Source organism: Rhodococcus sp. MS13 (assembly GCF_013277835.1).
GTDB classification, from domain to species: Bacteria; Actinomycetota; Actinomycetes; order Mycobacteriales; family Mycobacteriaceae; genus Rhodococcus_F; species Rhodococcus_F erythropolis.
Window position 1 is genome coordinate 78,574 of record NZ_VBTL01000013.1, and the last position, 24,968, is coordinate 103,541.

Here is a 24,968-nt window from a genome sequence, read left to right on the forward strand (position 1 = left end):
GTCAGCCCACCTTCTCAGCCGCCCAGCGACCCGAAGAGGGTGCCGAGGTCGAGGCTGCCGGTTCCGCCACCGGGTCCGCCGTCGGTATCACCGGGGACGGTCAGGGTCTGCGGCGCAGAGGCCGAGGACGTGTAGCCCGAAGCACCCACGAATTCGGCAGTGACACTGTAGGTCCCCGAGTTGTAGAACGTGGCCGGTACCGTTGCGACACCGTTGACCACGTCGACCGGTCCACCGATGAGGGTGTCACCGACCTTGAACTGGACCTTGCCCGTGGCCCCGGCCGGATCGACCGTTGCCTTGAGTGTCACCGGGGTGTTCTTCTGGACAGTTCCGACCGCGTCGAGAACCGTGGACGTCTCGACGTCAGCGGGAGCCGGAGTCGTGACACTGACCGGGAATGCCGGGGCAGCGGACGGCGCGAATCCTGGTGAACCCGTGAACTTCGCGACAACCTTGTGCGTTCCTGTCGAGGTGAAGGTGTACGGAGCGATGGCAACTCCGTCTGTTCCGACCGTGGCAGTCAGCGTTTCGGTGCCGTCGACGATGAAGTCGACGGTGCCGCCGGTGCCCTGCGGATCGACCTTGGCGGTGAGGTTGACGTCCTGACCGACCTTCGCGGTAGACGGCGAAACCGTTGCGGTAGTGGTCACGGCGTCAGGCGGCGCATCGGTCGTGACGGTCACGATCTTGGCCGACGCCGACGTCGACGCCAGGAATCCGGGTGCACCGCTGTAGCTCGCGGTGATGGAGTGCGGTCCGTCCTCGGTGAAGGTCGGGGAGATGCTTGCCGACCCTCCGGTGACCGGCACCGCGTCCCCGAGGGGGTTGTCGCCGTCGAAGAACTGGACGGTTCCACCGTTTGCGCCGCCGCTCACGTTGGCCGACAGAGTGACAGGAGTTCCGTTCTTGGCGTTGGCCGGTCCGACGACTGTGGTGGTGGTCGCCTTGTCCGCTTCGATGATCCGTGTCGTGGCGAGGGGGCCTGCGCCGCTGTTGAGAGGACCGTTCTCAGCGTCACGAGGGGTGCACCGCGTAGGCGCCCAAGCGGTGATGACCAGGGTGGCCTTGGGGAGGAATGTGAGGAAGTTGCGATCGTTGTTCCATGCTCCTGCGCTACCGCCGGTGCGTACCTTCATCGCGACGTCCCCTGAATCGCCGGCCTTGAGAATGGCCTTGACCTGGGGGAGTTGGAACTGGGTGTAGCCGTCGGCATTGTTGGAGCCGTCGACGTTCTTGCCGGTCGCCTTGACGACGATGCCGCCCTCGGAGTTGATGCTCGAGCTGGGGCTGTTGCCGATGACCTGGTTGTTTCCGGAGAGACGCAGAATCGTTCCGTTGGGATCGACGTTGCCGTTCTCGTTGACACGCAGGATGTTCGGCGCGACACCGCTGAGCCCTGCCGAAGTTCCGGGAACGATGGTGGCTTCCACCAAGGTGGCGTTCGCGGGAACGTCGACGTCGACCTTGATGCGGGAGACGTTCTGGACGGTCGCCCCCGAAGCCGATCCGGGGAAGGCGATGGGACCGGGTTGGATGGTGACCTCGAAGGTCTCACCCGCTCCGACGCTCTCCGGTGCGTCGACGATGACCGAACCGGACTGGGACTGCGTGGTCGGACCGGCGACGGCGGACGGGGTTGCGAGGCAACTCGTTCCGAAAGTTGTTGTCACCGGGGCCGCTGACGCGGGGATTCCCGCGAGGATGACGCCACTGGCGAGTGCCGTGACGGCTATCGGCGCCGCGATGCGGCGTCTGGAATGCGCGAACATGGATTCTCCTGAGCTGGGTACGGGAGTGGTGTCCAAAGCTGATGTGGGGGACTAGCTTCCGAAGAGTGGGATGATGCCACTGAGTGAACCGGTGTCCACGCTTCCGGTGCCGCCGCCGTCGGTCGGCGCGGTGCCGACCTGTACGACCGTCGGGCCGGAGACGGAGTTCTTCCAGCCGGCGTCGCCGACGAAGTTGGCAGTGAGGCCGAACGTTCCCTCGTCGTCGAAGGTGTGCGTGAGCGTCGCGACGCCGTTGACGACGGCAACGGGTGCGCCGATGGGCGTCGTGCCGGACTTGAACTGGATCATTCCGTTTGCTGTTCCGGGTGCAACGGTGGCCTTGAGTTGCAATGTCTTTCCGACCTGAGCGGAGCCGCTGACAGTCAGGACTGTCGTGGTGTCCGCGCGGGCGGGCTCGGGATCGGTGACGTTCACCGTGAACGACGTGGACGTGGAGGCGATGAATCCGGTTCCGCCGGAGAACTCGGCAACCACGGCTGCGGCACCGGCTGATGCGAAGGTGTGTGGGAGGATCGCGACGCCGTCACCCGTGCCGACGGGTGCGGTACCGACCTCGGCGCCGTCGACCTTGAACGTCACGGTTCCGCTGCTCGGGATGGGGGAGACGGTGGCCGAGAGGTTGGTCGGTTCACCGACGACTGCTGTGAGCGGTTCGACAACGGTGGTGGTGGTTCCCCAGTCCGGGTCACTGACGTCGAGTTGGGTTGCGGTGGACACTGAATCGCCGTAGCCGGCCTCTCCGGTGAACACTGCGGTGAAGCTGTGCGTGCCGGAGGCGTCGTAGCTACGGGTCAGGGAAGCCGTTCCGTCGACCACGGCCACCGGTGCGCCGAGGTTGGTGTCGCCGTCCTTGAACTGCACCGTGCCCACGGCGTTCGCCGGTGTGACGACGGCGCTCACGGTGATGCTGTCACCGACCAATGCGGCGTTCGGAGCCGAGATCGTGGTGGTGGTGTCCGCGGAGACGTCGACGGTCTGGACTCCGGAGGTCGAGCTGTGGAATCCCGGACCGGCGTTGTACGCGGCTGTGATGTCGTGGGCGCCGACGCTGTCGAAGGTGTGGGAGAGGGTGGCGCTACCGCCCGAGACCGGGACGGGTGAGCCGATGTCGTTGCTGCCGTCCTTGAACTGGACGGTACCGCTCGCGTCGGACGGCGCAACCGTCGCGGTCAGGTCGACCGGCGTGCCGACCTTCGCCGTTGCCGGTGCAACCAGTGTGGTTCCGGTGGCGACAGACGGGTCGACGACCTGGACGTTGACGTTGATCGGGTTGAGGCCCTGCTGCGTGCTGAAGGCGTTGACGTCGAAGAGCATGCCGCTGTCGTACGTCCCGAACGCTGTGCCGACAGGGACCGTGTAGGTCGCTTCGAGCGTGACGGGTTGGTTCTTCTTGACGACGAATCCACCGACAAGGAAGGTGCAGCCGCTCGAGCACTTCGCTGAGACTCCGCCATCTGATTCGTTGCTGATCGTCGCCCGGTTGGTCACACCCAGGTAGGTGGCCTTGGCGCTGCCCGGCACGAGGACGAATCCTGCGGGCGGGATGTCACGGATCTTTGCGATCGACCGTTCGATGCCGCTTTCGTTGTGCTTGATCTCGGTCTTGTACGTGACGGTGTCACCCGGGTGAACTGCCGCGTTCCCGATGACGCTCTTCGTGAAGATCAGATTGTCGGTCGTGCCGGTGAAGGTGGTCGGCGGGGCTTCGTCAGCAGTGGCCGGCGTGCCGAGGACTAGAAGTCCGGCGGCAGCCGTCACAGCCGCGACAGGTATGGCGAGTCGTCGTACGAATCGACGCACAGGTCCTCCTCGAGGTGAGCGCCGTTCGGCGGCGCCGGCCGTTTGCGATCGTGATCCTGATCACTTGACGGGCGAGATTACCTTTACTGGACGTTTGGTTCAGGCGAATCGGTCAAACGTCCAGAAAATTCACCCTCCGTCCATTTCGGGCTCTGGCCTGCGATGATGTCGCCGTTTTGATTGCCGAAGCTAAGGTGCTGACGATTGGGGCATCGTTGACCTGGACGGTGGTCTAGTTCGCCCCGAGGTCGCCGCGCAGTCCGGAGGGTCGGCCTTTGTAGTGACGTACCTCGCGCTCACTCGGCCGAGGAGCGGGCTGAGTCCATGCATGCGCAGAAGCGCTGGCTGCGGCGATTAGACTGCACCTGTGGCAGATATCGAGCAGCAGAGACCAGTTCTTGTCGTCGACTTCGGAGCGCAGTACGCGCAGTTGATCGCACGGCGAGTTCGCGAAGCCAAGGTCTACTCGGAGGTGATTCCGCACACCACGACCGTCGAGGAGATCGTGGCCAAGAACCCCTTGGCTGTTGTGCTCTCGGGTGGGCCCTCGAGTGTCTACGCAGACGGTGCTCCCAAGCTCGATCCCGCACTTTTTGATCACGACATCCCGGTTTTCGGAATCTGCTACGGATTCCAGGCAATGGCAGGCGCCCTCGGCGGCACCGTTGCCGAGACCGGTACCCGCGAATACGGCCGTACCGACATCGCGGTATCCGGTGGGTTGCTGCACGATGGACTTCCCGCGACGCAGCCGGTGTGGATGAGCCACGGTGACGCCGTCACCGAAGCGCCGTCCGGCTTCGAGGTGACTGCGACCAGCGATGGCGCTCCCGTCGCAGCGTTCGAAGATCGCGCCCGCAAGCTCGCCGGCGTGCAATACCACCCCGAGGTTCTGCATTCCCCACACGGTCAGCAGGTCCTGAGCCGCTTCCTGCACGAGATCGCCGGTATTCCGGCAGCGTGGACGGCGTCCAACATCGCCGATGCGCTGATCGAGCAGGTTCGCGAGCAGGTCGGCGACGGACACGCCATCTGCGGTCTGTCCGGTGGTGTCGACTCGGCTGTCGCTGCGGCTTTGGTTCAGCGGGCAATCGGCGACCGGTTGACGTGTGTATTCGTCGATCACGGTTTGATGCGAGCCGGTGAGCGCACGCAGGTCGAGCAGGACTTCGTCGCGGCAACCGGTGCGCGTCTGATCACCGTGGATGCTGCGGACACCTTCATCGGTGAGCTGGCTGGGGTCACCGATCCCGAGACCAAGCGCAAGATCATCGGCCGCGAGTTCATCCGCAGCTTCGAAGGCGCAGTCAGTGATGTTCTGGGCGAGAACGCATCTCACGGTGCGACCGTCGACTTCCTCGTACAGGGCACCCTGTACCCGGATGTCGTGGAGTCCGGCGGCGGCACGGGAACTGCAAACATCAAGAGCCATCACAATGTCGGCGGGCTGCCGGAAGATCTGCAGTTCAAGTTGGTCGAACCGCTGCGTCTGCTGTTCAAGGACGAGGTCCGTGCAGTGGGCCGCGAACTCGGCCTGCCGGAAGAGATCGTCGGTCGCCAGCCGTTCCCCGGTCCCGGACTCGGTATCCGCATCATCGGTGAGGTCACCCGCGATCGCCTCGAGATCCTGCGTCATGCAGATTCCATTGCGCGCGAAGAGCTTACGTCTGCAGGCTTGGACGGAACGATTTGGCAGTGTCCGGTGGTTCTCCTCGCTGACGTCCGCAGCGTGGGCGTGCAGGGTGACGGCCGGACGTACGGTCATCCGATCGTGCTGCGTCCGGTCTCGAGTGAAGACGCGATGACCGCGGACTGGACGCGTCTGCCGTACGAGACCCTCGAGCGCATCTCGACTCGAATCACCAACGAGGTTGCGGACGTGAACCGCGTAGTCCTCGACGTGACGAGCAAGCCGCCGGGAACTATTGAGTGGGAGTAAAAAACAACTGTGCGCCTTTATTAACCCCCCGCGGTTAATAAAGGCGCACAGCAGTTTTACTTGCGGTTGCGCCGATTCGGCAGAATCACCAGCAGTAGTCCTGCCACGACGGCGGCACCGACGAACAGCCAACGGAATTGAATGTTCGCTGCCGGCGCCAGGGAGAACGGCCCGACCAACGCCCACACGCTGACCAGTAGTGCGGCCAGTCCGGCGATCAGCAGAAGTGCCGAGGGACGCTTGGATTCTCGGGTCTCGTCCTGGTCTGTCGTCTCGTCGTACTCGCTCATGATTGCGTCACCTTCAGGCTGCCGAACGTAGCTTTGGCGTTGATGGTCAGGGTGGGCGAATCCGGTGTCGCATCGCGGCCCGGGTGTATTCCGCCGTCGAGGCAACCGGATCCGTCACCCATGACGACGGTGCAGCTGTTCTTGACGTTGACGGTTGGTGGCACCATGACGGTGAACTCGCCGAACGACGCCGCGACGTCGATGGTCTCGTCCTCGGTGAACTTGACCCCGTTGAGGTCGAGAGTGAAGCTTCCGAAGGCTCCTGAATACGACGGCTCCAACTCGGAAGCTGTTGCCGGAGTCCATCTTTGCTCACCCGAGGCGTCGAACTCGATCGGGTAGACCAACGAGGCGAGAAGCACGAAACCCACGAGTGGTCCGGTGACGACCAGCAGGCCGTACCCCTTGCGGAAGAATGCCCCGAGGATCAGGCCGAGTGCGATGACGGCGAGTCCGACAGCACCGACTCGGCCGGGAGTGAACCACTCGTTGCCGGTTGCGGCGCCCGCTGCCCCGGTGACTGCGGCGACGATGATTGCGAGTCCGAGGACCGTCAGCGTCCAACGCGAGCGACGCTTACGTGGCGGCAACGGGAGCAGCGGTGTGGCCTTGGCTGCCGGATCCGGAAGATCCCAGGCGAACGGAGCGACACCGAGCGGATCCCAGGACGGCGGCGTGATGGCGGCCTCACCGATCACCTCGGTCGGATTGGTGCTGACCGAAGCGCTCGGGTCCTTCGACAGGTTGATCGTCGGATGAGCGGCCTGAGATTGTGGTGACTGCTGCGGCTGGTCGGCCGGTCGTTCCTCGGGCACATAGCTGTCGGGGAGTTTGGTGTACGGCGTGTACACGGGAGGCTGATTGGGCGCGAAGTATCCGGGGGTGAACGGCCCAGGCGTGAATCCGGTGCCTGGATACGCGGTACCTGCGCCGACATAAGGCGACGTGTTCTGCGGCAGTGCGGGCGGGATGGGCGCTCGTTGGTAGAGCAGCCACAGGCCACCGACCATCAGGATCAGCCCGATCAGTCCGGAACCACCCAGACCGACGCCGACGGGGCCGACAGTCGTAGCCGCGATGGCGAGGGCCACCAGCAAGACGATGGTCTTGGTACTGGAATCGGAACTGTGTCCGCGGCCCATCAACGACTGCGCGGGGGACGATCCGTCACCGGCACGGGCAAGTACCAACCAGCCGGCGAGGTAGAGAAGGACGCCTGAGCCACCGAAAATGGTGGACGCGACAAACGCCACGCGTACGAGAACGGGGTCGATGCCGTACCGGTATCCGATTCCGGCGCATACCCCAGCCACGTGACCTTGTGCCGGCAGACGCACGGGGCGGGTCCGCCACAGATCCTGGATCTGTTCTTGGAAAGTCGGATTGTTCATGAATCAATCCTGGCTTCCGAGGCAGCCTCCGCGCATCAGGGCCAACCCTGATCTTTGTGGTGATCGCGGGTGAGGGTGGCGGCCTGATTCAGGGTTGGACCCTGATGTGTGTCCGCGTGGTTCGTGCCAGTATCGACTATGTGCAATATCTGTCAGATCCGCCGTTCGTGAGCGGTCCCGCTCCCGGGTTTGCGGGAGGCCCGCCCGTCAACGGGGTACCGGTGCATCCCGTACCCATGAAGAAGGGCGTGCCCATTCCGGGTGCCGTGCCACTGCGAAAGCTGGAGCGGCGCTCCGGCGGTCGCATCGTCGCCGGAGTTGCGGGCGGGATCGCCGATCATCTCGGTATCGACGTCCTGAAAGTGCGCGTCGCCTTCACGATTCTTGCGGCGATGGCCGGATCCGGCATCGTCATTTACGGCGCCTTGTGGATCTTCACCTCCGCCGGCACGGACACGCAGAAGCCGTCCGCGGCCGAGCGGCAGCGGGCGTACGGCTTGATCGCACTCGGATTGGGCGGCGCAGCCGCGTTGTCCTGGTTGTTCAGCGGCACGGCGGGTTCGGTGCTCGCGCCGTTCTTCGTCGTCGCGATCGGTGCAGCCTTGGTGTGGCGCGAGTTCGACTCCGACGGTCCCCGAACTGTCATCGGCTTGCCGCAGCGGCCTACCGTTCTGACGTGGGCGCGGGTGGTCGGGGGAGCCACCTTGATCATCTTGGGTCTTGGCGTTGTCGTCCTTGCTCAGGTCGACCTCGAAGCACTGCGCTCGTCTCTCTTGGCTGTGGTCGTGACGCTGATCGGTGTCGGTTTGTTGACGGTGCCGCTGTGGCTGCGGATGTGGCGTGCTCTCGGCGCCGAGCGTGCGGCCCGAATTCGGAACGACGAACGTGAAGAGATCGCGTCGCATCTGCACGACTCCGTCCTTCAGACGTTGGCGCTGATTCAGAAACAGTCCGACAACCCGCAAGAGGTGGCGCGCCTGGCCCGCGGTCAGGAACGCGAGCTGCGCAAGTGGTTGTTCAGCGGCGGCGACATCGACCACACGAGCCTGACGGAAGGCCTGAAGATCATCGCCGGTGAAGTGGAAGACCAGCACGGTGTCACGGTCCGTCCCGTCACTGTCGGCGATGTACAACTTGAAGGCGAAGGCGTCGAGAACGGCCTGCCCAAGGAAGCGTTCACCGCGCTCCTCGGTGCGACGCGTGAAGCTCTCGTGAACTCGGCAAAGCACTCGGGGGAGAAGGAAATCAATCTGTTCGCCGAGGTCGAGGGTGATCAGGTCAGTGTGTTCGTTCGTGATCGCGGCGTCGGATTCGACGTCGACGCGGTGCCGGAGGATCGCCAGGGGCTGGCCAAGTCGATTCGTGGTCGAATCGAGCGGCGCGGTGGCCGCGTCGTGGTTCGATCCGACATCGGAAAGGGCACCGAGATCCGCGTGCACATGCCGCTCGGTGACTCTGCTCTAAAGTGGGACCAGACTGCTGACCGTGTCGACAACCCCGAGGAACAGCCCCAGTGACTTCGCTTGCGCCGCCCCCGTACCGCGTATTTCTTGTCGACGATCATGCAGTGTTCCGCTCCGGGGTGAGGGCCGAGCTCTCGCGCGAGACGGATATGGATGTCGTCGGTGAGGCCGGCGGCGTCGCGGAGGCAATCGCCGGTATCAACTCGACGAAGCCGCATGTCGTTCTGCTCGATGTCCACATGCCCGACGGTGGTGGAGTGGCAGTTCTGCGCGGAATCGATTCCGGCCCGGTGTGCCTGGCGCTCAGCGTTTCCGATGCCGCCGAAGACGTGATCGCGGTGATCCGCGGCGGTGCGCGCGGGTATGTGACCAAGACGATCTCGGGATCCGAACTTGCCGAGGGCGTACGACGCGTTGCCGGTGGTGACGCGGTGTTCGGGCCGCGCCTGGCAGGTTTCGTGTTGGACTCCTTCACCGGACGCTCCAATGCACCCGAGCCACAACTCGATCCGGAACTCGATTCTCTTACTCCGCGGGAACTCGAAGTGCTCAGATTGCTGGCACGTGGGTACACCTACCGTGAAATTGCCGAGGACCTGGTGATTTCCGTGAAGACGGTCGAGACTCACGCATCGAACGTTCTGCGAAAGACTCAGCAGTCCAATCGCAATGCGCTGACACGTTGGGCACATCGCCGCCAGATCGACTGAATTTCCGCGCACCCTTTCGCGATTGCGAGTGAAGGCGCACCATGGACCGATGACGGAACCACTGGCGCTCGCGTCGAGACGTGGGCGTTGGGTTGTCGCCGCCACCGTTCTCGGCTCGAGCATGGCTCTCCTCGACGGCACCGTCGTCAACATTGCTCTGCCGCACATCGGCGAGGACTTGAATTCCGGTGTCGCCGGGCTGCAGTGGACTCTGAGCGGATACACCTTGGCATTGGCGTCGCTGATACTGCTCGGGGGAGCCCTCGGCGATCGTTGGGGTCGGCGGCGGGTATTCGTGTGGGGGACGGTCTGGTTCGCGGTCGCGTCGTTGCTGTGCGGAATTGCACCTGACATCACGTTTCTGGTGATTGCGCGGATCCTGCAGGGAGTGGGAGCTGCGCTCTTGACGCCTGGCAGCCTTGCCATCATTTCCGCGTCACTTCGCGAGGAGGACCGCGGTGCGGCGATCGGCTTGTGGTCGGGCTTGGGTGGTGTCGCCGGCGCTATCGGTCCGCTGTTCGGTGGTTGGCTGGTGGAAGTGGCGGGATGGCGATCGGTGTTCCTGCTCAACATTCCGTTGGCGATCGTCGTGGTGTGGGCAGCGGTGCGCCACGTGCCCGAGAGCCGCGATCCGCATCCGCCCGAGCACCTGGACGTGGTCGGATCTGCCTGCGCAGTAGTCGGTCTCGGGGCGCTGACGTACGGGCTGATCGAAGTCAACCCGATAGTCGGGCTGGTCGGGGTGCTCGCGCTGTGCCTGTTCGTTGTGGTGGAACGTCGATCGCCGAGTGCGTTGGTGCCGCCGTCCCTGTTTCGTTCGCGGATGTTCGTCGCGGCCAATCTGGTGACTCTCGCGGTCTATGCGGCGCTTGGCGGTGTGTTCTTCCTGCTCGTGCTGCAATTGCAGTTGGTCGCGGGGTACTCGCCGGTGGCTGCCGGCGTCGCAACGGTACCGATCACCTTGGCATTGTTGCTGTTGTCTTCGCGCGCGGGCAGTTACGCGCAGACGCACGGACCGCGATTGCCGATGACGGTCGGACCCGCGGTGGCCGCGGTGGGGTTGGTGTTGATGACGCGGATCGGCCCGGATGCGTCGTACCTGACCGTCGTGCTGCCGGGAGTTCTGATCTTCGGGCTCGGCCTGGCGGTGATGGTGGCGCCGTTGACCGCCGCGGTGCTCGGCTCGGTGCCGGTGGAGCAGTCCGGGATCGCGTCAGGTGTGAACAATGCCGTTGCTCGCACGAGCCAGCTTCTTGCGGTTGCGGCCTTGCCTGCCCTGGTGGGTATCGATGCCGAGAGTCTGGTCGATCCGTCGAGTTTCTCCGACGGTTTCCGGTATGCGATGTACATCTGTGTGGCGCTGCTGTTGATCGGTGCGGCGATCGCCGCGACGCTGATTCGTACTCCGGCAGTCGAGCCTGTTCAGGAAGCGGATTCGGTTGCGTGCAAGCCGCATTGTGATCTGACGGGACCTGCAGTGCAACCGAATCCGATGAGGGACTAGACGCTGATGTCGCGATCTCGGCTGGGCACCAAGGGGATTGCCGCGGCTGGAAATGCCGCGACTATCGCGAAAGCGAGCGGGTAGCCGACCGCGCCGATCAGCGCACCGACCACCGGGCCCACTGCTGACGCGGCAATGAACTGGCCGGTGTTCTGTGCGCCCAACGCTTTTCCTTGCCATTTCGGCCCGGCCGCTTCGGCGACGGATGTGAACGCCAAACCGTTGTCGGCGACGCTGACGGTGGTTGCCAGCAGCAGGATCAGGGCCGGAACGCCCCAAGGCGCTGCGCCGGCTGCTGCCATTGCCAACATGACCGCGGATGCGGAGACGGCAACCAACCTCAGCGGGCCTACTCTGCTTCCGGCGCGATCACTCCAGATGCCGACGACGATGCGGCCGAGCGCACCCACGAACTGGGAGATCCCGATCAGGAGTCCAGCGGGCGCCGCGTCCCAGCCTTGCTCGCTGATCAGCCAGACCAGACCGAACGTCGAGAGGGTGAACTGCGGAAACACCAGCAGTGCCGAGACGAGGTGAATGCGCCAGAGGAACCAGTTCGAGCGATAAGGGTTGATCGTCTCGACCGGGATATCGGTGGACCGCGCCGCCGGTCGCGGGGGATTGACCAATGCGACGGCACAGATCAGGGCGAGGACGCCGTTGAGCGCCACCGACAGTCCGACGGCCGAACCGATTCCTACGTTCGCGGCGAGAGTCGGGATGGTCAACGACGCAATGGTCACGCCCAGTGGCTGTGACATCTGCCTGATGCCCATCGCAAGGCCGCGCCGATCCTTGGGAAACCAGCCGACCACAACACGCCCACTGGCGGCGTTGGTGCTCGCCGCAGCCATTCCACCCAGTAGAAATGCGATCCCGAGGAGGGCGTAGTTGTCGGTGGTGGTCGCGGCGAGCGCGGCGATCGCCGTCAGCGCGAGCCCGATGGAGATGACCCATTTCTCACCGAATCTGTCGGCCATCGCTCCCCACGCCACCAAGGTGAGAACCATGCCGAAAGTGGGTGCAGCGGCCAGGGTTCCGGCTTGCGTCAACGAGAGGCCGTGCTCGGAATGCAGCAGCGGGATCAAAAAGGCGGGGGTGCTGACGAAGACGGTGCCTGCGGCCTGGGCTGCGACGCCGATTCCGAGCATCGTCCACGCCTTCGGGGAGACGGCCGTCTTTTCCAACCGCGACGCCTGCGTCATGGTGCCCTCCGATTTCTACGCTGTTCGACGATGCCGACGCTACTCGCGTAGTTTCACATGTTGAAACCAGAATCCCACTATTTGGTCAAACTTGGGCGGCCCAGGGTGCGAAGTGCCCACCCCTTTTCGAGCGAACGGTACGACGATCGCCTTGGGTGCGCCGAAAGGTACGTTCGCTCGGGAAGGGGTCAGCGATGGGGCAGGCGAACCGTGAAGATCGTGCGCCCGTCCACCTGGTCGACGCCGATGGTGCCGCCGTGCAAGTGCACGTTTTCGACGGCGAGGGAGAGCCCGAGTCCGCTGCCCTCGCTGCGTCCGCGCGCGGTGTCGACCTTGTAGAACCGCCGAAAAATCGCCTGCCGGTCTTCGGGTGAGATGCCGGGGCCGTGGTCGACGACGGTGATGACGGAGAAACCGGGTTCTGCGCTCAACTCGACGCGAACCGGAGGCGCTCCGTGGCGCAGTGCGTTGCCGACGAGGTTGGCGACGACTATGTCGATTCGACGCGAATCCACTCTGGTGCTGACGTTTTCGGGTGCACGGAGTTCGACGGTTTCTGTCCAACCTCGGCTCTCGAGTGTGCGCTCGGTCAATTCGACGAGGTCGACGTCGTCGAGGACGAGACGCGCCTGTTGTGAGTCGTGGCGCGACATTTCGATCAGATCTTCGACAAGTCGAGTGAGCTTGCCGATCTCACTGCTCACGATGCGCGCTGCAGCGGCGGCGTCTGGCGGAAGATTAGGGATCTCTTCGCGGAGGATTTCGCTGACCGGAACCAATGCCGCCAGCGGCGTTCGAAGCTCGTGGGAGACGTCGGCGACAAATCTTCTCGACTGCTCTTCCGATTCTTCCAGACCTCGGATGACCGCTTCGTTGCGAGCGACCATGTTGTTGAAAGTTGTTGTGACCTGGGCAAGTTCGGCTACTCCGTCTTCGGGGAGCCGGACGCTCAGGTCGCCGTCGGCGGCGCGGGCGGCGGCCTCGTCCAGTCGTTTGAGTGGACGGACCAGCGTCGACGCGATCCAGAGTCCGAGCAGACCGCTCACCAGCACACCCGCCGCGAGGGTGAGACCGACAGCTCGAAGCAGGTCGTCGAACTTGTCCTGCACCCCTACCAGCGGCCGGATGGTGACGGCTTTGACCAGTGTCTCGTTGTCGTAGCCGTCGTCTGCAGTCATGTCCACGACATTGACCGACATTCCCAACATGATGCGCTGGGAGTCGAGTCTCTCGAAGCGGATCAGTTTGGGACTGTCCAAACCCTCTTCGAAGCTGGGTGGGATCGTTGCCGCATCCACTGATCCTTGACGAATGACTTCGCCGTCGACGATCAGAGTCATGTCGGACTGGAAGATCTGGTCGAGGGTGTCAGGTGTCAACCCGTCTACCGGCGGTCCGTTGCTGTACTGCAGTTCGTCGCGAAATTGTGCCGTTGCCACGTCCTGAGCGTTGGAATAGATCCATGACCGCGCCATGAACGAGACGACGCCTGCGGTTGCCCCGGCGATGATCACGACGATTGCGATGAACACGAGCACGAGCCTGGTCCGAAGACCGTCGACCCGAAGCCAGGTCGGTCTCATCGGGCCGGGCTGGTGTTGAAGCGATACCCGAACCCGCGCACCGTTTCGATCACGGTCGGTGTGGCTGGGTCGTCCTCGATCTTTCCGCGCAGCCGCTGCACTGCTGCATCGACGATTCGTGAGTCGCCCAGGTATTCCTGGTCCCAGGCTGCGGACAACAATTGCCTGCGGCTGAGAACCTGTCCGGGGTTTTCGGTCAGCGCCAGTATCAGTCGGAGTTCGGTCGGAGTCAGGGTCAGCAGCGTCCCGGCCTTGCGTACCTGCAATGACGACCGATCCAATTCCAGGTCGCCGAACTTCTCTGCGCCCGGCGCCACATCTGAACGCGATGTTGCGGGGGCCGAGCGCCGCACGACGGCTTTGATCCGAGCATCGAGGACACGCGGACTGGCCGGTTTGACGACGTAGTCGTCGGCACCGGCCTCGAGGCCGGCAACAGTGTCGATGTCGTCGGATCTGGCGGTCAAGATGATGATCGGGATCGAACTGCGCGTACGGATGCGTCGACAGATCTCGTAACCGTCGGCTCCTGGCAGTCCGAGGTCGAGTAGGACGAGGTCGGTGGAGCCGAGGACGTCGTCGAAATCGCCGTTACCGTCGGGCCGATGGCTGACGTTGTGCCCGAGTCGGTTCAGTCCCAACGTGATTGCCTCGGCTACCGCTGGATCGTCTTCTATGAAAAGAATGCTCACCATGCGCTCACCTTGGACTCGCCATGATCAGGGGCCTTCTGCGGTCGGAGGAATCTCGGTCAGCCAAGGGTACAGGGGTCACACTTTCGAGAGCCGTTCGTTGCCTGAGTCCGCCAGTACCGCGTGCCGTGCGACGCTGGTGTTCAACGGAAATGCCGACACGGCGAGGGTGTAGCAGCCGACGAGCAGTAGCGCACCGATCACGTCACTCGGCCGGTGCCATTGCAACACGACTACCGAGATCGCGGTCCCGATGGTGATCAGCGCGCCGTTGACTGCAACGACTGCCCGCCACCTCGAGGGTGTGACGAGCACGATTGCGCAGACCAGAGCAGCGATGGCCGTCAGCGTGCCGCTGGGGAAGGAATTGTGCATCACCAGACCGTTCAGGTCCGGTCGATCCAACGATTGTTTGAGAACCCAGGCCGTCGTGATGGGACCGAGGGTCACGACGACGACGCGTAGGGCCAGCGCAATCGGGTTGTTGCGCAATGTGATCATGAGTGCCACGAGCACTCCTCCCACTATCAGTATCGGAGTGACGAGGCCGATGAACTCGGTGGAGAACACACTGAGTCCTTCGGAGGTGGCCGCGCCCACCATGAGTTGTTGGTCGACGATCTGACCACCAGTCGTGTTGACTGCCAGTTCGAATTCGACGACTCCGAGGATCAGGAGTGCCAGTGCGGCAATCAGTCTCGCGGGTTTGACTCGTGTCATGATCAGCCTTCCGCTCTCTCGTCCGAAGGGTTGCTCAGTTGGGGCGGGCATTCCCCGCCGGGAGTGGTTGCCAATTCGAAATGCCACATCTCGTTGGCATAGGTCTGACAGAGGCCGTAATCATTGCCGTGCTGGATGAGCCAGTCGTCGGCATCGGTCGGTCCGATGTCGACGGCTTGTCCGCTGACATGCTTCGACAGACTCGGGGAGTGCACCCATTTGGACGCTTCGTTCATGCTGCCGTACTTGACGACGGCTTCGTCGAACAGTCGCTGTTGGTATGCGGCGGACCGCCAACCCGAGGTGACGTGCATGTTCACTCCGGAGGCCTGTGCGTCGGCCGCTGCCGACTGCAGCGCCGCGAGAAGGGCGGAATCGAGACGGGCCAGTGCAGGTACATGGGTATCCTGCACGCTGATGCCGTCCTCGATCTCGCCGCCTGCTGGTCCTGAATCAGGCTGAGTGGCAAGGTAATTACCACTCTTGGGCTTTGCTTCTTCTGTGTACGAGCATGCGCTGAGCGTGAGCGCACCCAGTGCGACTGCACCGAGTGCGGCGAGGCGGATTATTCCGCGGTGGCTGGGCATACAACAGAGACTGCTCGGTCAGTGTCACCGTCAGGTGGTCGCCGTTCGTCGACGGTGTCACGGTCTGAAACAGCTCTGTAACAGGACGGAACGGGGCTGGTGAGCGCGCTTTACGCGGGGCGCGGGATCGATGCGAAAGTCGACAGTTCGAACCACGAAGGCAAGCTACGACGCAACGCCGTAGGCCCCGAAATGGTGACGTCACCTGACCGTATGGCGTCCGACCAGGTCAGGTTACCGCGCCAGATCTCGGTCATCGGTCGCAAGCCCGCAGAGACCGACACCGCAACGTCGAAACCCGGATCGATATCGCACATGTCCACCTCCCCGGAATTGATGACGAGCCACCAGTTTCGCGAATGTTCACGCACGCCGGAGAAAACGAAGTGCACCACGGTCTTTCCGTCGGGAACCACGGAGTGATCCACGCGTCGATGCATGTCCCACAGCAGCAGTTTCGGATCCAGGTCTTCATCGCCCAGCTCGCCGATCCACCTGGTACCCCAGATTCCGAGAGCTTCGACCACAGGGCGCAGTTCTCGGCCCGCGTCGGTCAATCGGTAACTGACGACGCAGTCGGTTTCTTCTCGCTCCACGATGCCGGCGATCGCGAGTTGGTGCAGCCGCGTGGAGAGCAGAGTCGGTGACATTCGCGGAAGTCCGCGTCGGAGATCGTTGAAATGGTCGCTTCCCATCATCAGTTCGCGCAGGAGAAGCAGCGTCCACCGCTCGTCGAGTAGCTCCATCGCCTTGGCGACGGGGCAGAACTGGTGGTACGAGGACCCCATCACTCGATCGTAGGCCTCTGGAGTGCTCCGGTACAGATTTCGTACTGGAGAGGAGTGAACCGTCGTCGTAGCGTCGAAGTAACGGCATGAATGTTGTCGGGCTCCGAGGTTGTTGGGCTCCGAGTACCAAAAATATTGAAGGAGAACGGTAATGAGTGAATCGACGGAAACGCTCGGGCTGGATCGTGAGCTGAAGGCCAAGCATCGGGCCATGTGGGGTCTCGGTAACTATCCGGCGGTGGCCACGCAGGTCATTGCGGAACTCGGGCCGGTACTGGTCGGCGAGTGCGGTGTGCAGAAGGGTGACCGCGTGCTGGACGTCGCGGCGGGGTCCGGCAATGCCGCCATTCCGGCGGCCGCGCTGGGTGCGCAGGTGATCGCCACTGACCTGGCTCCCGAATTGTTCGTAGCGGGTAAGGAGGCCGCTTCCCTCGCCGGAGTCGAATTGGACTGGCAGGAGGCCGATGCCGAGGCTCTTCCTTTCGGCGACAACGAGTTCGACGTGGTGCTTTCGTGCGTCGGTGTGATGTTCGCACCGCATCATCAGCGCGCCGCGGACGAACTTGTGCGAGTATGCCGACCCGGCGGAAAGATCGGAGTGCTGAGTTGGACTCCGACGGGATTCATCGGCGAGATGTTCAAAACGATGAAGCCGTACGCACCGCCGCCGCCTCCTGGTTCGCAGCCGGCGCCTTTGTGGGGCGATGAGAACCATGTTCGTGATCTGCTCGGCGATGTGGCCTCGAGGAAAGACGTACTTCGTGTGGACACATTCAGCGGGCCGGAAGAGTTCCGTGATTTCTTCAAGAAGAATTACGGGCCGACCATCGCGGTGTACCGGAACATCGCCGGCGATCCCGACCGAACGCAGGCGCTGGACCGCGATCTGCTCGAGTTGGCGGAAAGGTACGGCAGCGGAAGCGAACCGTTCGCGATGGAGTGGGAGTACCTGCTGGTCACCGCGACGCCCGATGGGGGAGGTGCGTGATGACGACGGTCGAGTTCGCGCCACTGAAATCGGCGATCACAGGTTCTGTGTTCGGCCCCCGAGATCCGGAGTACGACGACGCCAGATCGATCTGGAACGGGCAGATCGATCATCGTCCGGCGGTGATCGCCAGGTGCCGGTCGGCGTCGGATGTGGCTGTGGCACTTGCATTTGCCAGAGCCCATTCGTTGGAGGTTTCGGTCAGAGGTGGCGGGCATTCCTACCGAGGCACATCGGTGTGTGAAGGCGGAGTGATGATCGATCTCAGTGCGATCAACGTAGTCAGCGTCGCCCCGTCAGCGAAGCGAGCCAGGGTCGGTGGTGGTGCGACGATCGCCGACCTCGACAAGGCGACGCAGGAACACGGGTTGGCGGTGACCGGCGGAGTGATCAGTGATACCGGCGTCGGTGGCCTGACACTCGGTGGTGGCATGGGGTGGTTGACCCGCACGCTCGGCCTGGCGATCGACAATCTGGTGTCGGCAGAGGTGGTGCTCGCCGACGGTTCGATCGTTCGAGCCTCCGAGAACGATCACAGCGACTTGTTCTGGGCACTGCGCGGTGGCGGCGGAAATTTCGGAGTGGTCACCGAGTTCGAGTACCGTCTGAGCGAGATCGGTCCGGAAGTGCATCTGGGACTGTTCTTCTGGGGGATGGAGGACGGACCCGCAGCGCTTCGTCTGAGCCGCGAGGTAGTGCCTGCCCTGCCGAGAAATGCGGGTGCGATGGTTGCCGTCAGTTTGTCCGCGCCGCCGGCGCCGTTTGTCCCGGATCAATTTCACCTACTGCCCGGATACGCGTTGCTGGTAGCCGGTTTCGGATCGGAAGTAGAACACTCGAACGCGATTGCGCCGATTCGAGAGGGCTTGCCGACGCTTTTCGAGTTCGTCACTCCGATCCCGTACGTCGGCTTGCAGTCGATGCTCGACGAATCGGAACCGTGGGGTGCGTACGCCTATGAGAAGGCTTTGGACCTGGTGGATTTCTCCGACGACGTGATCGATGTTCTGACCGAACAAGCGGGCAAGAAATCGTCGCCGATGTCCTTCATGCCGATCTTTCCGCTGCAGGGAGCTTTCACTTCCGTCGGCGAGGACGACACAGCGTTCGGTGGTTCTCGCACACCGCATTACGTGTGCAATATGACGGCGACGGCCACCGATGCCGGGACGCTGGAATTGGATCGATCGTGGGTGCGTGAGACCTGGGAAGCCTTGCGTCCGTTCTCATCCAACCAAGGCGGGTACGTCAACTTCATGACCGACGTCGACGAGGACCGAGTGCGAGCTTCCTACGGCGCGGGGAAGTACGCGCGGTTGTCCGCAGTCAAGGCGAAGTACGACCCGGACAACGTGTTTCACCTCAATGCAAACATTCTGCCTGCGTGAAGCTTGTGCTCAGACCGTGAACACCAGTCAGGCGGTGAACACCAGGATGACGACGATCAGTGCGGCCAAGACGATGACGGCGACCATGCCGGTCATGGCGAGGGGAGCCCACGCGACTACCTTGTCGCGGGTGCTGGCATCGGCGGGTCCGGTCGGCATCCGCGGCGGCCAGGAGAACATGTCCATCGGACTGGGAACATTTCGCAGTGGCGTGTTCTGTTGCACTGCAGGAAGTCCGGTGACCGTGGAGCCGGTCAGGCGATTGCGGCGGTGTGGGTCGGCGAGTTGTGTGGTGCGGTGAGCCCAGGCCGGCACGGCGCCCTCGGACGAGTAGACGGGAGCGTCGATCAACTGATCGATCGTGCCGCCGCCGGTCGCGGCTGCGGCGAGCGCGTCGCGTGCCTGAGCCATCGTCGGCCGACGGGTCGGGTCCGGCTCGAGGAGCTGAAGGAGAACATCGGTGAGCGGTCCAGACTTGGTGGGTCGGTAGATCTCGGCCTTGGCGACACGATGCAGTAGGGCGATGGCGTCCGAGTCGATGCCGAAGGGCGGTTGGCCCTCGATCACCGTGTAGAGCGTCGACCCGAGTGAGAAGACGTCGCTGGCCTCGGTGGGGTCGTCGCCGCGGGCAACTTCGGGTGCGAAGTACGCGGGAGTGCCGGTGATGACCTCGTCCTGGGTGTCGGACACGTCGCTCTTTGCGCGGGCGATGCCGAAGTCGCTGATCTTGACGGTGCCGAGGGACTTGCCTCGGTCGGCGATCAGGATGTTGCCGGGTTTGATGTCGCGGTGGACGATGCCGGCGGCGTGCGCTTCGGTGAGTGCCGCAGCGATCTGCGCGCCGATCTGCGCGACTTCGAGTGGTGGCAACGTGTCCGCCAGGTTCATGGCCTGGGCGAGGCTGCGAGCCGGGAAGTACTCCATGACCAGCCAGGGTTCGCCGGACTCGATCGCGACGTCGTACATGGCGATGGAGTGGGGATGGGTGAGCTTTGCGGCGTTCCTGCCCTCGCGCAATGTACGTTCACGGACCTCTTCGGCCGTTTCGGTGTCGAGGCCTTCCGTGCTTGTGACCTGTTTCACCGCGACGTCACGGCTGAGGAGGGTGTCGCGGGCCAGCCAGACGGCGCCCATCCCTCCGTCGCCGATCTTGGAGCGGAGTCGGTACCGCCCCGCCAGCAGGTATTCGGGCCCGATGCCCCTCCCGGTCTGCTCTTGAGCTGTCACATCTCAAGGTTAATGGATTGATGCCACTGTGACGCTCGAGGCTCCTGTGAACTGGGTTTTTGGCTCTGCTTGACGTGTCGGGGGTGACACGGTTTACTGAAAACAGTTCGAAAATATGTTCGAAATTGCTGTTCGTTGGATGCATGTCAGACCCGACTTCCCCGCGGTTTGCCGGCTGGTTATGGATTGCTGCCGAGTGAGTTTTTCCGGTGTTCCGGAGGATGGGGATGACCGAGGTGACCGAGTTGGTAGAGCTGTCGGCAGATGCGGCGGGGTTGTCCCGTCAGGATCGGCTGGCACAGCTCCGCCGACAGATCGCGTCCATTCCCTCGCGAGGCGATACGTCGTTTTCGGGACCGAGTGTTTCCGGGCCCGGTGTTTCTGTGGCCGGTGTTCCTGTGGCTGGTGTTTCCGGGACAAGTGCAGCGGCCTCCGAGAGTGTTGCCGACCGGGACAGGCCGGTCGTGGACCGTGCGCACAAAGCCGGTGTCCTCCCGGTGCCGGAGGGTATCGCCGCATTGTTACCGCAGGGCGGTTTGGTGCGGGGAACCGTGGTGTCCGTCGAGGGTGCAGCGTCCTTGCTTTTGGGATTGGTCGCGTCGGTGACGGCGTCCGGAGGGCATGTTGCAGTCATCGGGCAGCCTCGACTGGGATTGCTGGCGGCGTACGAGATGGGTGCGCAACTGGAACGTCTGGCACTCATTCCGGCGCCTGGGCCGGATCCGGTCGAGATCGCCGCCGTGCTGCTCGACGGTATGGATCTGGTGATTCTGGGATTGGCGGGTGCGTCGGTATCCCCGTCGCGTGCTCGGGCGGTGGTCGCACGTGCTCGGAGCAAGGGCTCGACTCTTGTTGTCACCGAAGGTCACTGGGACGGAGCCGAGGTTCGGTTGGACGCTCGGGTTCATGGCTATGGTGGGTTCGGTCAGGGTCGGGAGTTGGGGCGTGGACGGCTCAGTTCCCTGAGCCTCGCGGTTCGTGCTCGGGGGCGCTCGTTCCAGCCCCGGACCACGCGTCTGGACATCTGCAGTGCAGCCGGGCGGGTCGAGTGGGTACCTTCTCGGCCGGTTGAGGATGTGTCGTCGCAGGTGGTGTCGGAGCAGGTGATGCCGGAGCAGGTGGTGTCGTCGCAGGTGGTGTCACTGTGAGCAGAGTTCTGGCGTTGTGGTGCCCGGACTGGCCGGCGGTGGCAGCGGCAGCGCTTGCCGATCTTCCGGCCACACATCCCGTCGCGGTCACTTCGGGTAATCGGGTGATCGCGTGTTCGGCGACGGCTCGTGCGGAGGGAGTGCGACGAGGCCTGCGCCGACGCGAGTCGCAGGCTCGCTGCCCGGAACTGTATGTGGCGATGGCAGATCCGGAACGCGATGCAAGATTGTTCGAGCCGGTGGCCGCGGCCATCGACGCGGTGGCGCCGGGCGTCGAGGTACTCCGTCCTGGTTTGTTGGTGCTCAGCGCGCGTGGTGTCAGTCGGTACTTCGGTTCTGAGGAAGCTGCGGCGGAACGATTGGTGGATCAGGCATCTGCTGCGGGTGTCGAGAGTCAGGTGGGGGTGGCAGATCAGCTGTCCACGGCGGTCATTGCCGCGCGCCGGGCAGCGTTGGTGCCGCCGGGGGAGGGGGCACGGTTTCTGGCGCCGCTACCCATGCCGGAGTTGGCGGCCGAACCCAGCCTGTCTGCACCGCATCGCGGGGAGCTGGTGGATCTGCTGCGCAGGCTCGGGATCAGAACCATCGGTGCTTTTGCGGATCTACCGGCAGTGGACGTCGCTTCGCGTTTCGGTGCCGATGCGGTGCTCGCGCATCGTGCGGCGCGCGGTGAACCCGAACGGCCACCGTCGGCGCGGACACTTCCGCCGGACCTGGAGGTGGAGCAGCATTACGATCCGTCGATCGAGCGGGTGGATGCCGCAGCGTTTGCCGGGCGCGCCTTGGCGAGTCTCCTGCACGACAAGTTGTCTGCTGCCGCGGTGGCGTGCACCCGTCTGTCGATTTCGGCCAGTACGGGTAACGGTGAAAATCTTTCTCGGACTTGGCGTTGCGCCGAACCTCTGACGCCGGAGGGAACGGCCGATCGAGTGCGATGGCAACTGGATGGCTGGCTCACCGGGCGCAGTGAGACCCGGCCAACCGCAGGCATAGCCGTGTTGCGTCTGGAACCGGTGGAGGTGGTCAGTGCCGGCGCTTTGCAGTTGGGGCTGTGGGGCGGTGTCGGCGACGAGGAGGAGCGAGCCAGGCGAGCATTGGTGCGCGTGCAGGGTCTTCTGGGTGGCGAATCGGTTCAGGTCGGTGTCCTGAGCGGAGGTCGAGGGCCCTTGGAGCGAATTACCTTGTTGCCCTTGGGTGACGAGCGGGTAGCTACCCATGATCCGACAGCCCCGTGGCCGGGCCGTCTGCCACAACCGTCTCCGGGGTCGATCTTCGTCGACAATCCCAAGGTGTGGCTGGGGGATGTGGCCGGTAACGCCGTGTACGTCACTGAGCGCGGTGTCTTCAGTTCGCAGCCGGGAAGGCTGAAGTGGGGGAGCAAGGAATGGGCAGTGCAGGGGTGGGCCGGGCCCTGGCCGGTTGACGAGCGATGGTGGGACGCTGCCTCGGCACGCACGGCGGCGCGGGCTCAGGTTCTGTTGGAGGAATCGCGTGCGCTGCTGATGATCTGTGAAGGCGGTGGATGGTCGGTGGAGGGTGTGTACGAATGAGCTCGCAGGTATAGCCAGCTGTACCCGCCTGGTCGAGTCGACTGTACGAACAGTAGGGGCGTTGGCACCATCGTCATGCCGTCGCTCGGCTCCTAGCGTTGATGACATTCAAAAAGTAACCGTTGCAATGATTCTCACCGTTGCAACTCTTTACGAGGAGTGTCATGGCAACGGCGGGTCGACCTGAAGTTTCCGGAACCGATCGACTTCACTACGAGCAGACGGAGCTGCACGACGCACAACTTCTGGCGTACGACGAGTCTGGCGAAGGCCGGATCGTGGAGGTGTTCGGCGATGTCGCCACAGCCGAGCACATCGTCATCTTCGTGCCTGGCAACGACAACGGATTGGGAAACTACTTCGACGAGAACCGTCCGACCGGACCACGAGCGAGCGGATGGACACTGGGAAGAATGCTCCGAACGCTCGGACCGGACGATCAAGTCGCGGTGATCGTGTGGGTCGGCTATCGGACGCCGTGGGGATTTCTCGAGTCGTTCTCGCGGACACTCGCAGAACGCGGTGCGATCGATCTGGCGCGATTGACACACATCCTGCCGCGTTCGGCGCATGTCACGCTCATCGGACACAGCTACGGGGCCGTGGTGTGCGGACTCGCCCTCCCGTCGGCGCGAGTAGACGATTGTGTGGTGCTTGGTAGCCCGGGGATGGGGACCAGTTCTCGCGAAGACCTGTGCTTTGCCGGAAATCTCTGGGCCGCGCTGGGGCCGTCGGACTGGATTCGGTATTTCCCACGCGTGAAGATCGGTCGCCTCGGGCACGGCCCGTCTCCAGTTCGGGCGCAGCACGGAGCTGTTGTTTTCGACACCGGTGCCATTCGAGGGCATTGTGGATACTTCGCCGATGCAAGCGAGTCGCTGCGCAACATCGCGAGGATCGGGCTCGGTCGCTACGACGAGGTCACGCGGCCAGGGCAGTTGCCGCCTCGGCTGACAGCTTCAGCAATCCACGAGGACAGGTCTATCCTGGGAACTCGTGAGTGTCGCTAACGTACGAAGTGCCGGCGGGGTCCAGATCAGCTACCGCGATTCCGGCTCGCATCCCAGTGTTGCCGATCTGCCTCCGGTAGTCCTCGTGCACGGAATGGGTGGCGACAGCGGTACCTGGGACAAGTTCGCGCGGACCTTGCGATCACGCAACCGGCGAGTTGTCTCGGTCGATCTTCGCGGCCACGGCCGGAGCGCTCGGGCGTCGTCGTATCTGTTCGACGAGTTCGCCGACGACGTCATGGACGTGTGTGATCATCTCGAACTCGATCAGGTGGATCTCGTCGGCCATTCGCTCGGCGGGCACGCGGCGTCGTTGATCGCGCAGAAACGACCCACCGTGGTGCGGAAGTTGGTCATCGAGGAAGCGCCGTTGCCGCTACGCACAGGTGACGCAGAACAGGTATTCGCGAGGAAATTGCCGAGTGTGCCAGAACTGTGGCATGCAACAACAAGTCTGGTTCGGCACCCGCGAGCTGCGCTCACGTTCGATCGCTCGATGACGCGGTCCGCGCTCGAGCAGTTCCGCCGACCGGATCCGCAGTGGTGGGATCGGTTGCCGCTCATCGAAGCTGACATGTTGTTCCTGCGTGGAGGTCTGGGCGGGATGGTGGATCCCGATCGCCTCGACGCTGTTGCAGCCACCGTCGCGCGCTGCGAATTGGTCTCGTTCCGTACCGGCCACAGTGTCCATCGCGACGGCCATCGCCAATTCGAATCCGTTGTGTTGCCGTTCATTTCCTGAAAGCGCAATACTCGATCAGTTCCGGCAAGAACCCATCCGCTACGCGTGCGGCACCGAATGTACTTCCATGCATACCAACGGCAACGACTGGTCCCCACACGAATACGTCGACGCGGTAGCACGATCCGTTCACGGTGAGACCGTCCGATGGCCGCAGGGACCGAGTATGGATGCGGTGATCGTTCTGCCAGTTCATGCCCGAAACCATCCGGGGAAGAATGCGGTTCTGCTCTGGAATCACGACTTCGGTTGGTCGTGGGGTGTCGAGGAGGCTGACGTGCGAAGGACGATTTCGATTGTCGACCCTCTCGGTATCGGCCGGACACCGGATCCGCTGCGCTGCGCGGATCGAGTCATCGAACTGATCAGCGCCGAGGCAGTTTGCTCGCGCATGTGTAGCGAACACTGATTCGGTCAACTCTGGGGCCACAACGCCTCCGAGAGGACGAC

22 protein-coding genes are annotated in these 24,968 nt (G+C 63.6%); 11 read left to right on the forward strand and 11 right to left on the reverse strand.

Annotation, left to right across the window (positions count from 1 at the left end; genetic code table 11):
• Nucleotides 1–14 precede the first annotated feature (14 nt).
• Together FEZ59_RS26075 and FEZ59_RS26080 are read right to left on the reverse strand one after the other, a co-directional pair.
• Entirely contained in the window at nt 15–1,772 is a 1,758-nt protein-coding gene (locus FEZ59_RS26075; protein WP_172933411.1) for an Ig-like domain-containing protein, read from the reverse strand.
• A gap of 51 nt (nt 1,773–1,823) precedes the next feature.
• The gene (locus FEZ59_RS26080) at nt 1,824–3,593 is read right to left on the reverse strand and encodes an Ig-like domain-containing protein (protein ID WP_172933412.1); all 1,770 of its coding nucleotides are present in this window, start codon (nt 3,591–3,593) and stop codon (nt 1,824–1,826) included.
• 367 nt (nt 3,594–3,960) lie between these two features.
• On the opposite strand from FEZ59_RS26080, the gene guaA reads away from it, so the two are divergent.
• Nucleotides 3,961–5,532 carry a glutamine-hydrolyzing GMP synthase gene (guaA, locus tag FEZ59_RS26085; RefSeq protein ID WP_019747593.1) on the forward strand — a complete coding sequence of 524 codons (1,572 nt, stop codon included), beginning with the start codon at nt 3,961–3,963 and terminating at the stop codon, nt 5,530–5,532.
• Nucleotides 5,533–5,588: 56 nt separating this feature from the next.
• On the opposite strand, the gene FEZ59_RS26090 is transcribed toward guaA, so the two are convergent.
• On the reverse strand, nt 5,589–5,822 hold the full coding sequence (locus FEZ59_RS26090) for a hypothetical protein (RefSeq protein ID WP_020906937.1): 234 nt from the start codon (nt 5,820–5,822) through the stop codon (nt 5,589–5,591).
• Nucleotides 5,819–7,213: a PspC domain-containing protein gene (locus tag FEZ59_RS26095; protein ID WP_099697288.1), complete on the reverse strand. Its 1,395-nt coding sequence runs from the start codon at nt 7,211–7,213 to the stop codon at nt 5,819–5,821. Before FEZ59_RS26095 ends, FEZ59_RS26090 begins: the two co-directional genes overlap by 4 nt.
• 236 nt (nt 7,214–7,449) lie before the next feature.
• On the opposite strand from FEZ59_RS26095, the gene FEZ59_RS26100 reads away from it, so the two are divergent.
• Genes FEZ59_RS26100 through FEZ59_RS26110 form a run of 3 tightly spaced genes read left to right on the forward strand, consistent with a single transcriptional unit; the run spans nt 7,450 to nt 10,890 of the window.
• Nucleotides 7,450–8,730 (forward strand): ATP-binding protein, encoded by a 1,281-nt coding sequence (locus tag FEZ59_RS26100; protein WP_037134353.1) that lies wholly within the window; start codon nt 7,450–7,452, stop codon nt 8,728–8,730.
• Nucleotides 8,727–9,386: a response regulator transcription factor gene (locus FEZ59_RS26105; protein ID WP_020969075.1), complete on the forward strand. Its 660-nt coding sequence runs from the start codon at nt 8,727–8,729 to the stop codon at nt 9,384–9,386. Before FEZ59_RS26100 ends, FEZ59_RS26105 begins: the two co-directional genes overlap by 4 nt.
• A gap of 49 nt (nt 9,387–9,435) precedes the next feature.
• Entirely contained in the window at nt 9,436–10,890 is a 1,455-nt protein-coding gene (locus FEZ59_RS26110; protein WP_172933413.1) for an MFS transporter, read from the forward strand.
• Here FEZ59_RS26110 and FEZ59_RS26115 read toward each other — a convergent pair.
• The 6 genes from FEZ59_RS26115 to FEZ59_RS26140 all read right to left on the reverse strand — a co-directional run bounded on the left by FEZ59_RS26115 (nt 10,887) and on the right by FEZ59_RS26140 (nt 16,465).
• The gene (locus FEZ59_RS26115; protein ID WP_021343596.1) at nt 10,887–12,095 is read right to left on the reverse strand and encodes an MFS transporter; all 1,209 of its coding nucleotides are present in this window, start codon (nt 12,093–12,095) and stop codon (nt 10,887–10,889) included. The two genes, FEZ59_RS26110 and FEZ59_RS26115, sit on opposite strands and share 4 nt — an antisense overlap.
• Before the next feature lie 188 nt (nt 12,096–12,283).
• Complete coding sequence (locus tag FEZ59_RS26120) at nt 12,284–13,678, reverse strand: HAMP domain-containing sensor histidine kinase (RefSeq protein WP_029254938.1); 1,395 nt, start codon at nt 13,676–13,678, stop codon at nt 12,284–12,286.
• The gene (locus tag FEZ59_RS26125; RefSeq protein ID WP_020969076.1) at nt 13,675–14,373 is read right to left on the reverse strand and encodes a response regulator transcription factor; all 699 of its coding nucleotides are present in this window, start codon (nt 14,371–14,373) and stop codon (nt 13,675–13,677) included. The genes FEZ59_RS26120 and FEZ59_RS26125 overlap by 4 nt, the downstream gene beginning before the upstream one ends.
• Before the next feature lie 75 nt (nt 14,374–14,448).
• Complete coding sequence (locus FEZ59_RS26130) at nt 14,449–15,090, reverse strand: phosphatase PAP2 family protein (RefSeq protein ID WP_019747602.1); 642 nt, start codon at nt 15,088–15,090, stop codon at nt 14,449–14,451.
• Nucleotides 15,091–15,092: 2 nt separating this feature from the next.
• Entirely contained in the window at nt 15,093–15,677 is a 585-nt protein-coding gene (locus FEZ59_RS26135) for a M15 family metallopeptidase (RefSeq protein ID WP_020969077.1), read from the reverse strand.
• A 110-nt stretch (nt 15,678–15,787) separates the two neighbouring features.
• On the reverse strand, nt 15,788–16,465 hold the full coding sequence (locus tag FEZ59_RS26140) for a helix-turn-helix domain-containing protein (protein WP_019747604.1): 678 nt from the start codon (nt 16,463–16,465) through the stop codon (nt 15,788–15,790).
• A gap of 151 nt (nt 16,466–16,616) precedes the next feature.
• Here FEZ59_RS26140 and FEZ59_RS26145 point away from each other — a divergent pair, with 151 nt between their 5' ends.
• Both FEZ59_RS26145 and FEZ59_RS26150 read left to right on the forward strand, forming a co-directional pair.
• The gene (locus FEZ59_RS26145; RefSeq protein ID WP_047888586.1) at nt 16,617–17,453 is read left to right on the forward strand and encodes a class I SAM-dependent methyltransferase; all 837 of its coding nucleotides are present in this window, start codon (nt 16,617–16,619) and stop codon (nt 17,451–17,453) included.
• Nucleotides 17,453–18,841 (forward strand): FAD-binding oxidoreductase, encoded by a 1,389-nt coding sequence (locus tag FEZ59_RS26150; RefSeq protein ID WP_172933414.1) that lies wholly within the window; start codon nt 17,453–17,455, stop codon nt 18,839–18,841. Before FEZ59_RS26145 ends, FEZ59_RS26150 begins: the two co-directional genes overlap by 1 nt.
• A gap of 27 nt (nt 18,842–18,868) precedes the next feature.
• Here FEZ59_RS26150 and FEZ59_RS26155 read toward each other — a convergent pair whose 3' ends face one another.
• The gene (locus tag FEZ59_RS26155; RefSeq protein ID WP_020906948.1) at nt 18,869–20,068 is read right to left on the reverse strand and encodes a serine/threonine-protein kinase; all 1,200 of its coding nucleotides are present in this window, start codon (nt 20,066–20,068) and stop codon (nt 18,869–18,871) included.
• A 227-nt stretch (nt 20,069–20,295) separates the two neighbouring features.
• On the opposite strand from FEZ59_RS26155, the gene FEZ59_RS26160 reads away from it, so the two are divergent.
• From FEZ59_RS26160 to FEZ59_RS26180, 5 genes are all read left to right on the forward strand, one after another.
• On the forward strand, nt 20,296–21,216 hold the full coding sequence (locus tag FEZ59_RS26160; RefSeq protein ID WP_021343602.1) for a hypothetical protein: 921 nt from the start codon (nt 20,296–20,298) through the stop codon (nt 21,214–21,216).
• Nucleotides 21,213–22,766 (forward strand): DNA polymerase Y family protein, encoded by a 1,554-nt coding sequence (locus FEZ59_RS26165; RefSeq protein ID WP_029254945.1) that lies wholly within the window; start codon nt 21,213–21,215, stop codon nt 22,764–22,766. The genes FEZ59_RS26160 and FEZ59_RS26165 overlap by 4 nt, the downstream gene beginning before the upstream one ends.
• 164 nt (nt 22,767–22,930) lie before the next feature.
• Complete coding sequence (locus FEZ59_RS26170) at nt 22,931–23,776, forward strand: alpha/beta hydrolase (protein ID WP_060938819.1); 846 nt, start codon at nt 22,931–22,933, stop codon at nt 23,774–23,776.
• Nucleotides 23,763–24,518, forward strand: coding sequence for an alpha/beta hydrolase (locus FEZ59_RS26175; protein ID WP_020906952.1), 756 nt, complete (start codon nt 23,763–23,765; stop codon nt 24,516–24,518). The genes FEZ59_RS26170 and FEZ59_RS26175 overlap by 14 nt, the downstream gene beginning before the upstream one ends.
• A gap of 67 nt (nt 24,519–24,585) precedes the next feature.
• Nucleotides 24,586–24,927 (forward strand): DUF6292 family protein, encoded by a 342-nt coding sequence (locus FEZ59_RS26180; protein WP_092763793.1) that lies wholly within the window; start codon nt 24,586–24,588, stop codon nt 24,925–24,927.
• Nucleotides 24,928–24,968: the final 41 nt, after the last annotated feature.

Excerpts from the sequence above, each read along its gene's own strand:
- FEZ59_RS26075 (WP_172933411.1), bottom strand. The coding sequence starts at position 1,772 with ATGTTCGCGCATTCCAGACGCCGCATCGCGGCGCCGATAGCCGTCACG.
- FEZ59_RS26090 (WP_020906937.1), bottom strand. The coding sequence starts at position 5,822 with ATGAGCGAGTACGACGAGACGACAGACCAGGACGAGACCCGAGAATCC.
- FEZ59_RS26095 (WP_099697288.1), bottom strand. The coding sequence starts at position 7,213 with ATGAACAATCCGACTTTCCAAGAACAGATCCAGGATCTGTGGCGGACC.
- FEZ59_RS26100 (WP_037134353.1), top strand. The coding sequence starts at position 7,450 with ATGAAGAAGGGCGTGCCCATTCCGGGTGCCGTGCCACTGCGAAAGCTG.
- FEZ59_RS26110 (WP_172933413.1), top strand. The coding sequence starts at position 9,436 with ATGACGGAACCACTGGCGCTCGCGTCGAGACGTGGGCGTTGGGTTGTC.
- FEZ59_RS26115 (WP_021343596.1), bottom strand. The coding sequence starts at position 12,095 with ATGACGCAGGCGTCGCGGTTGGAAAAGACGGCCGTCTCCCCGAAGGCG.
- FEZ59_RS26120 (WP_029254938.1), bottom strand. The coding sequence starts at position 13,678 with ATGAGACCGACCTGGCTTCGGGTCGACGGTCTTCGGACCAGGCTCGTG.
- FEZ59_RS26125 (WP_020969076.1), bottom strand. The coding sequence starts at position 14,373 with ATGGTGAGCATTCTTTTCATAGAAGACGATCCAGCGGTAGCCGAGGCA.
- FEZ59_RS26130 (WP_019747602.1), bottom strand. The coding sequence starts at position 15,090 with ATGACACGAGTCAAACCCGCGAGACTGATTGCCGCACTGGCACTCCTG.
- FEZ59_RS26135 (WP_020969077.1), bottom strand. The coding sequence starts at position 15,677 with ATGCCCAGCCACCGCGGAATAATCCGCCTCGCCGCACTCGGTGCAGTC.
- FEZ59_RS26140 (WP_019747604.1), bottom strand. The coding sequence starts at position 16,465 with ATGGGGTCCTCGTACCACCAGTTCTGCCCCGTCGCCAAGGCGATGGAG.
- FEZ59_RS26145 (WP_047888586.1), top strand. The coding sequence starts at position 16,617 with ATGAGTGAATCGACGGAAACGCTCGGGCTGGATCGTGAGCTGAAGGCC.
- FEZ59_RS26150 (WP_172933414.1), top strand. The coding sequence starts at position 17,453 with ATGACGACGGTCGAGTTCGCGCCACTGAAATCGGCGATCACAGGTTCT.
- FEZ59_RS26160 (WP_021343602.1), top strand. The coding sequence starts at position 20,296 with ATGACCGAGGTGACCGAGTTGGTAGAGCTGTCGGCAGATGCGGCGGGG.
- FEZ59_RS26170 (WP_060938819.1), top strand. The coding sequence starts at position 22,931 with ATGGCAACGGCGGGTCGACCTGAAGTTTCCGGAACCGATCGACTTCAC.
- FEZ59_RS26180 (WP_092763793.1), top strand. The coding sequence starts at position 24,586 with ATGCATACCAACGGCAACGACTGGTCCCCACACGAATACGTCGACGCG.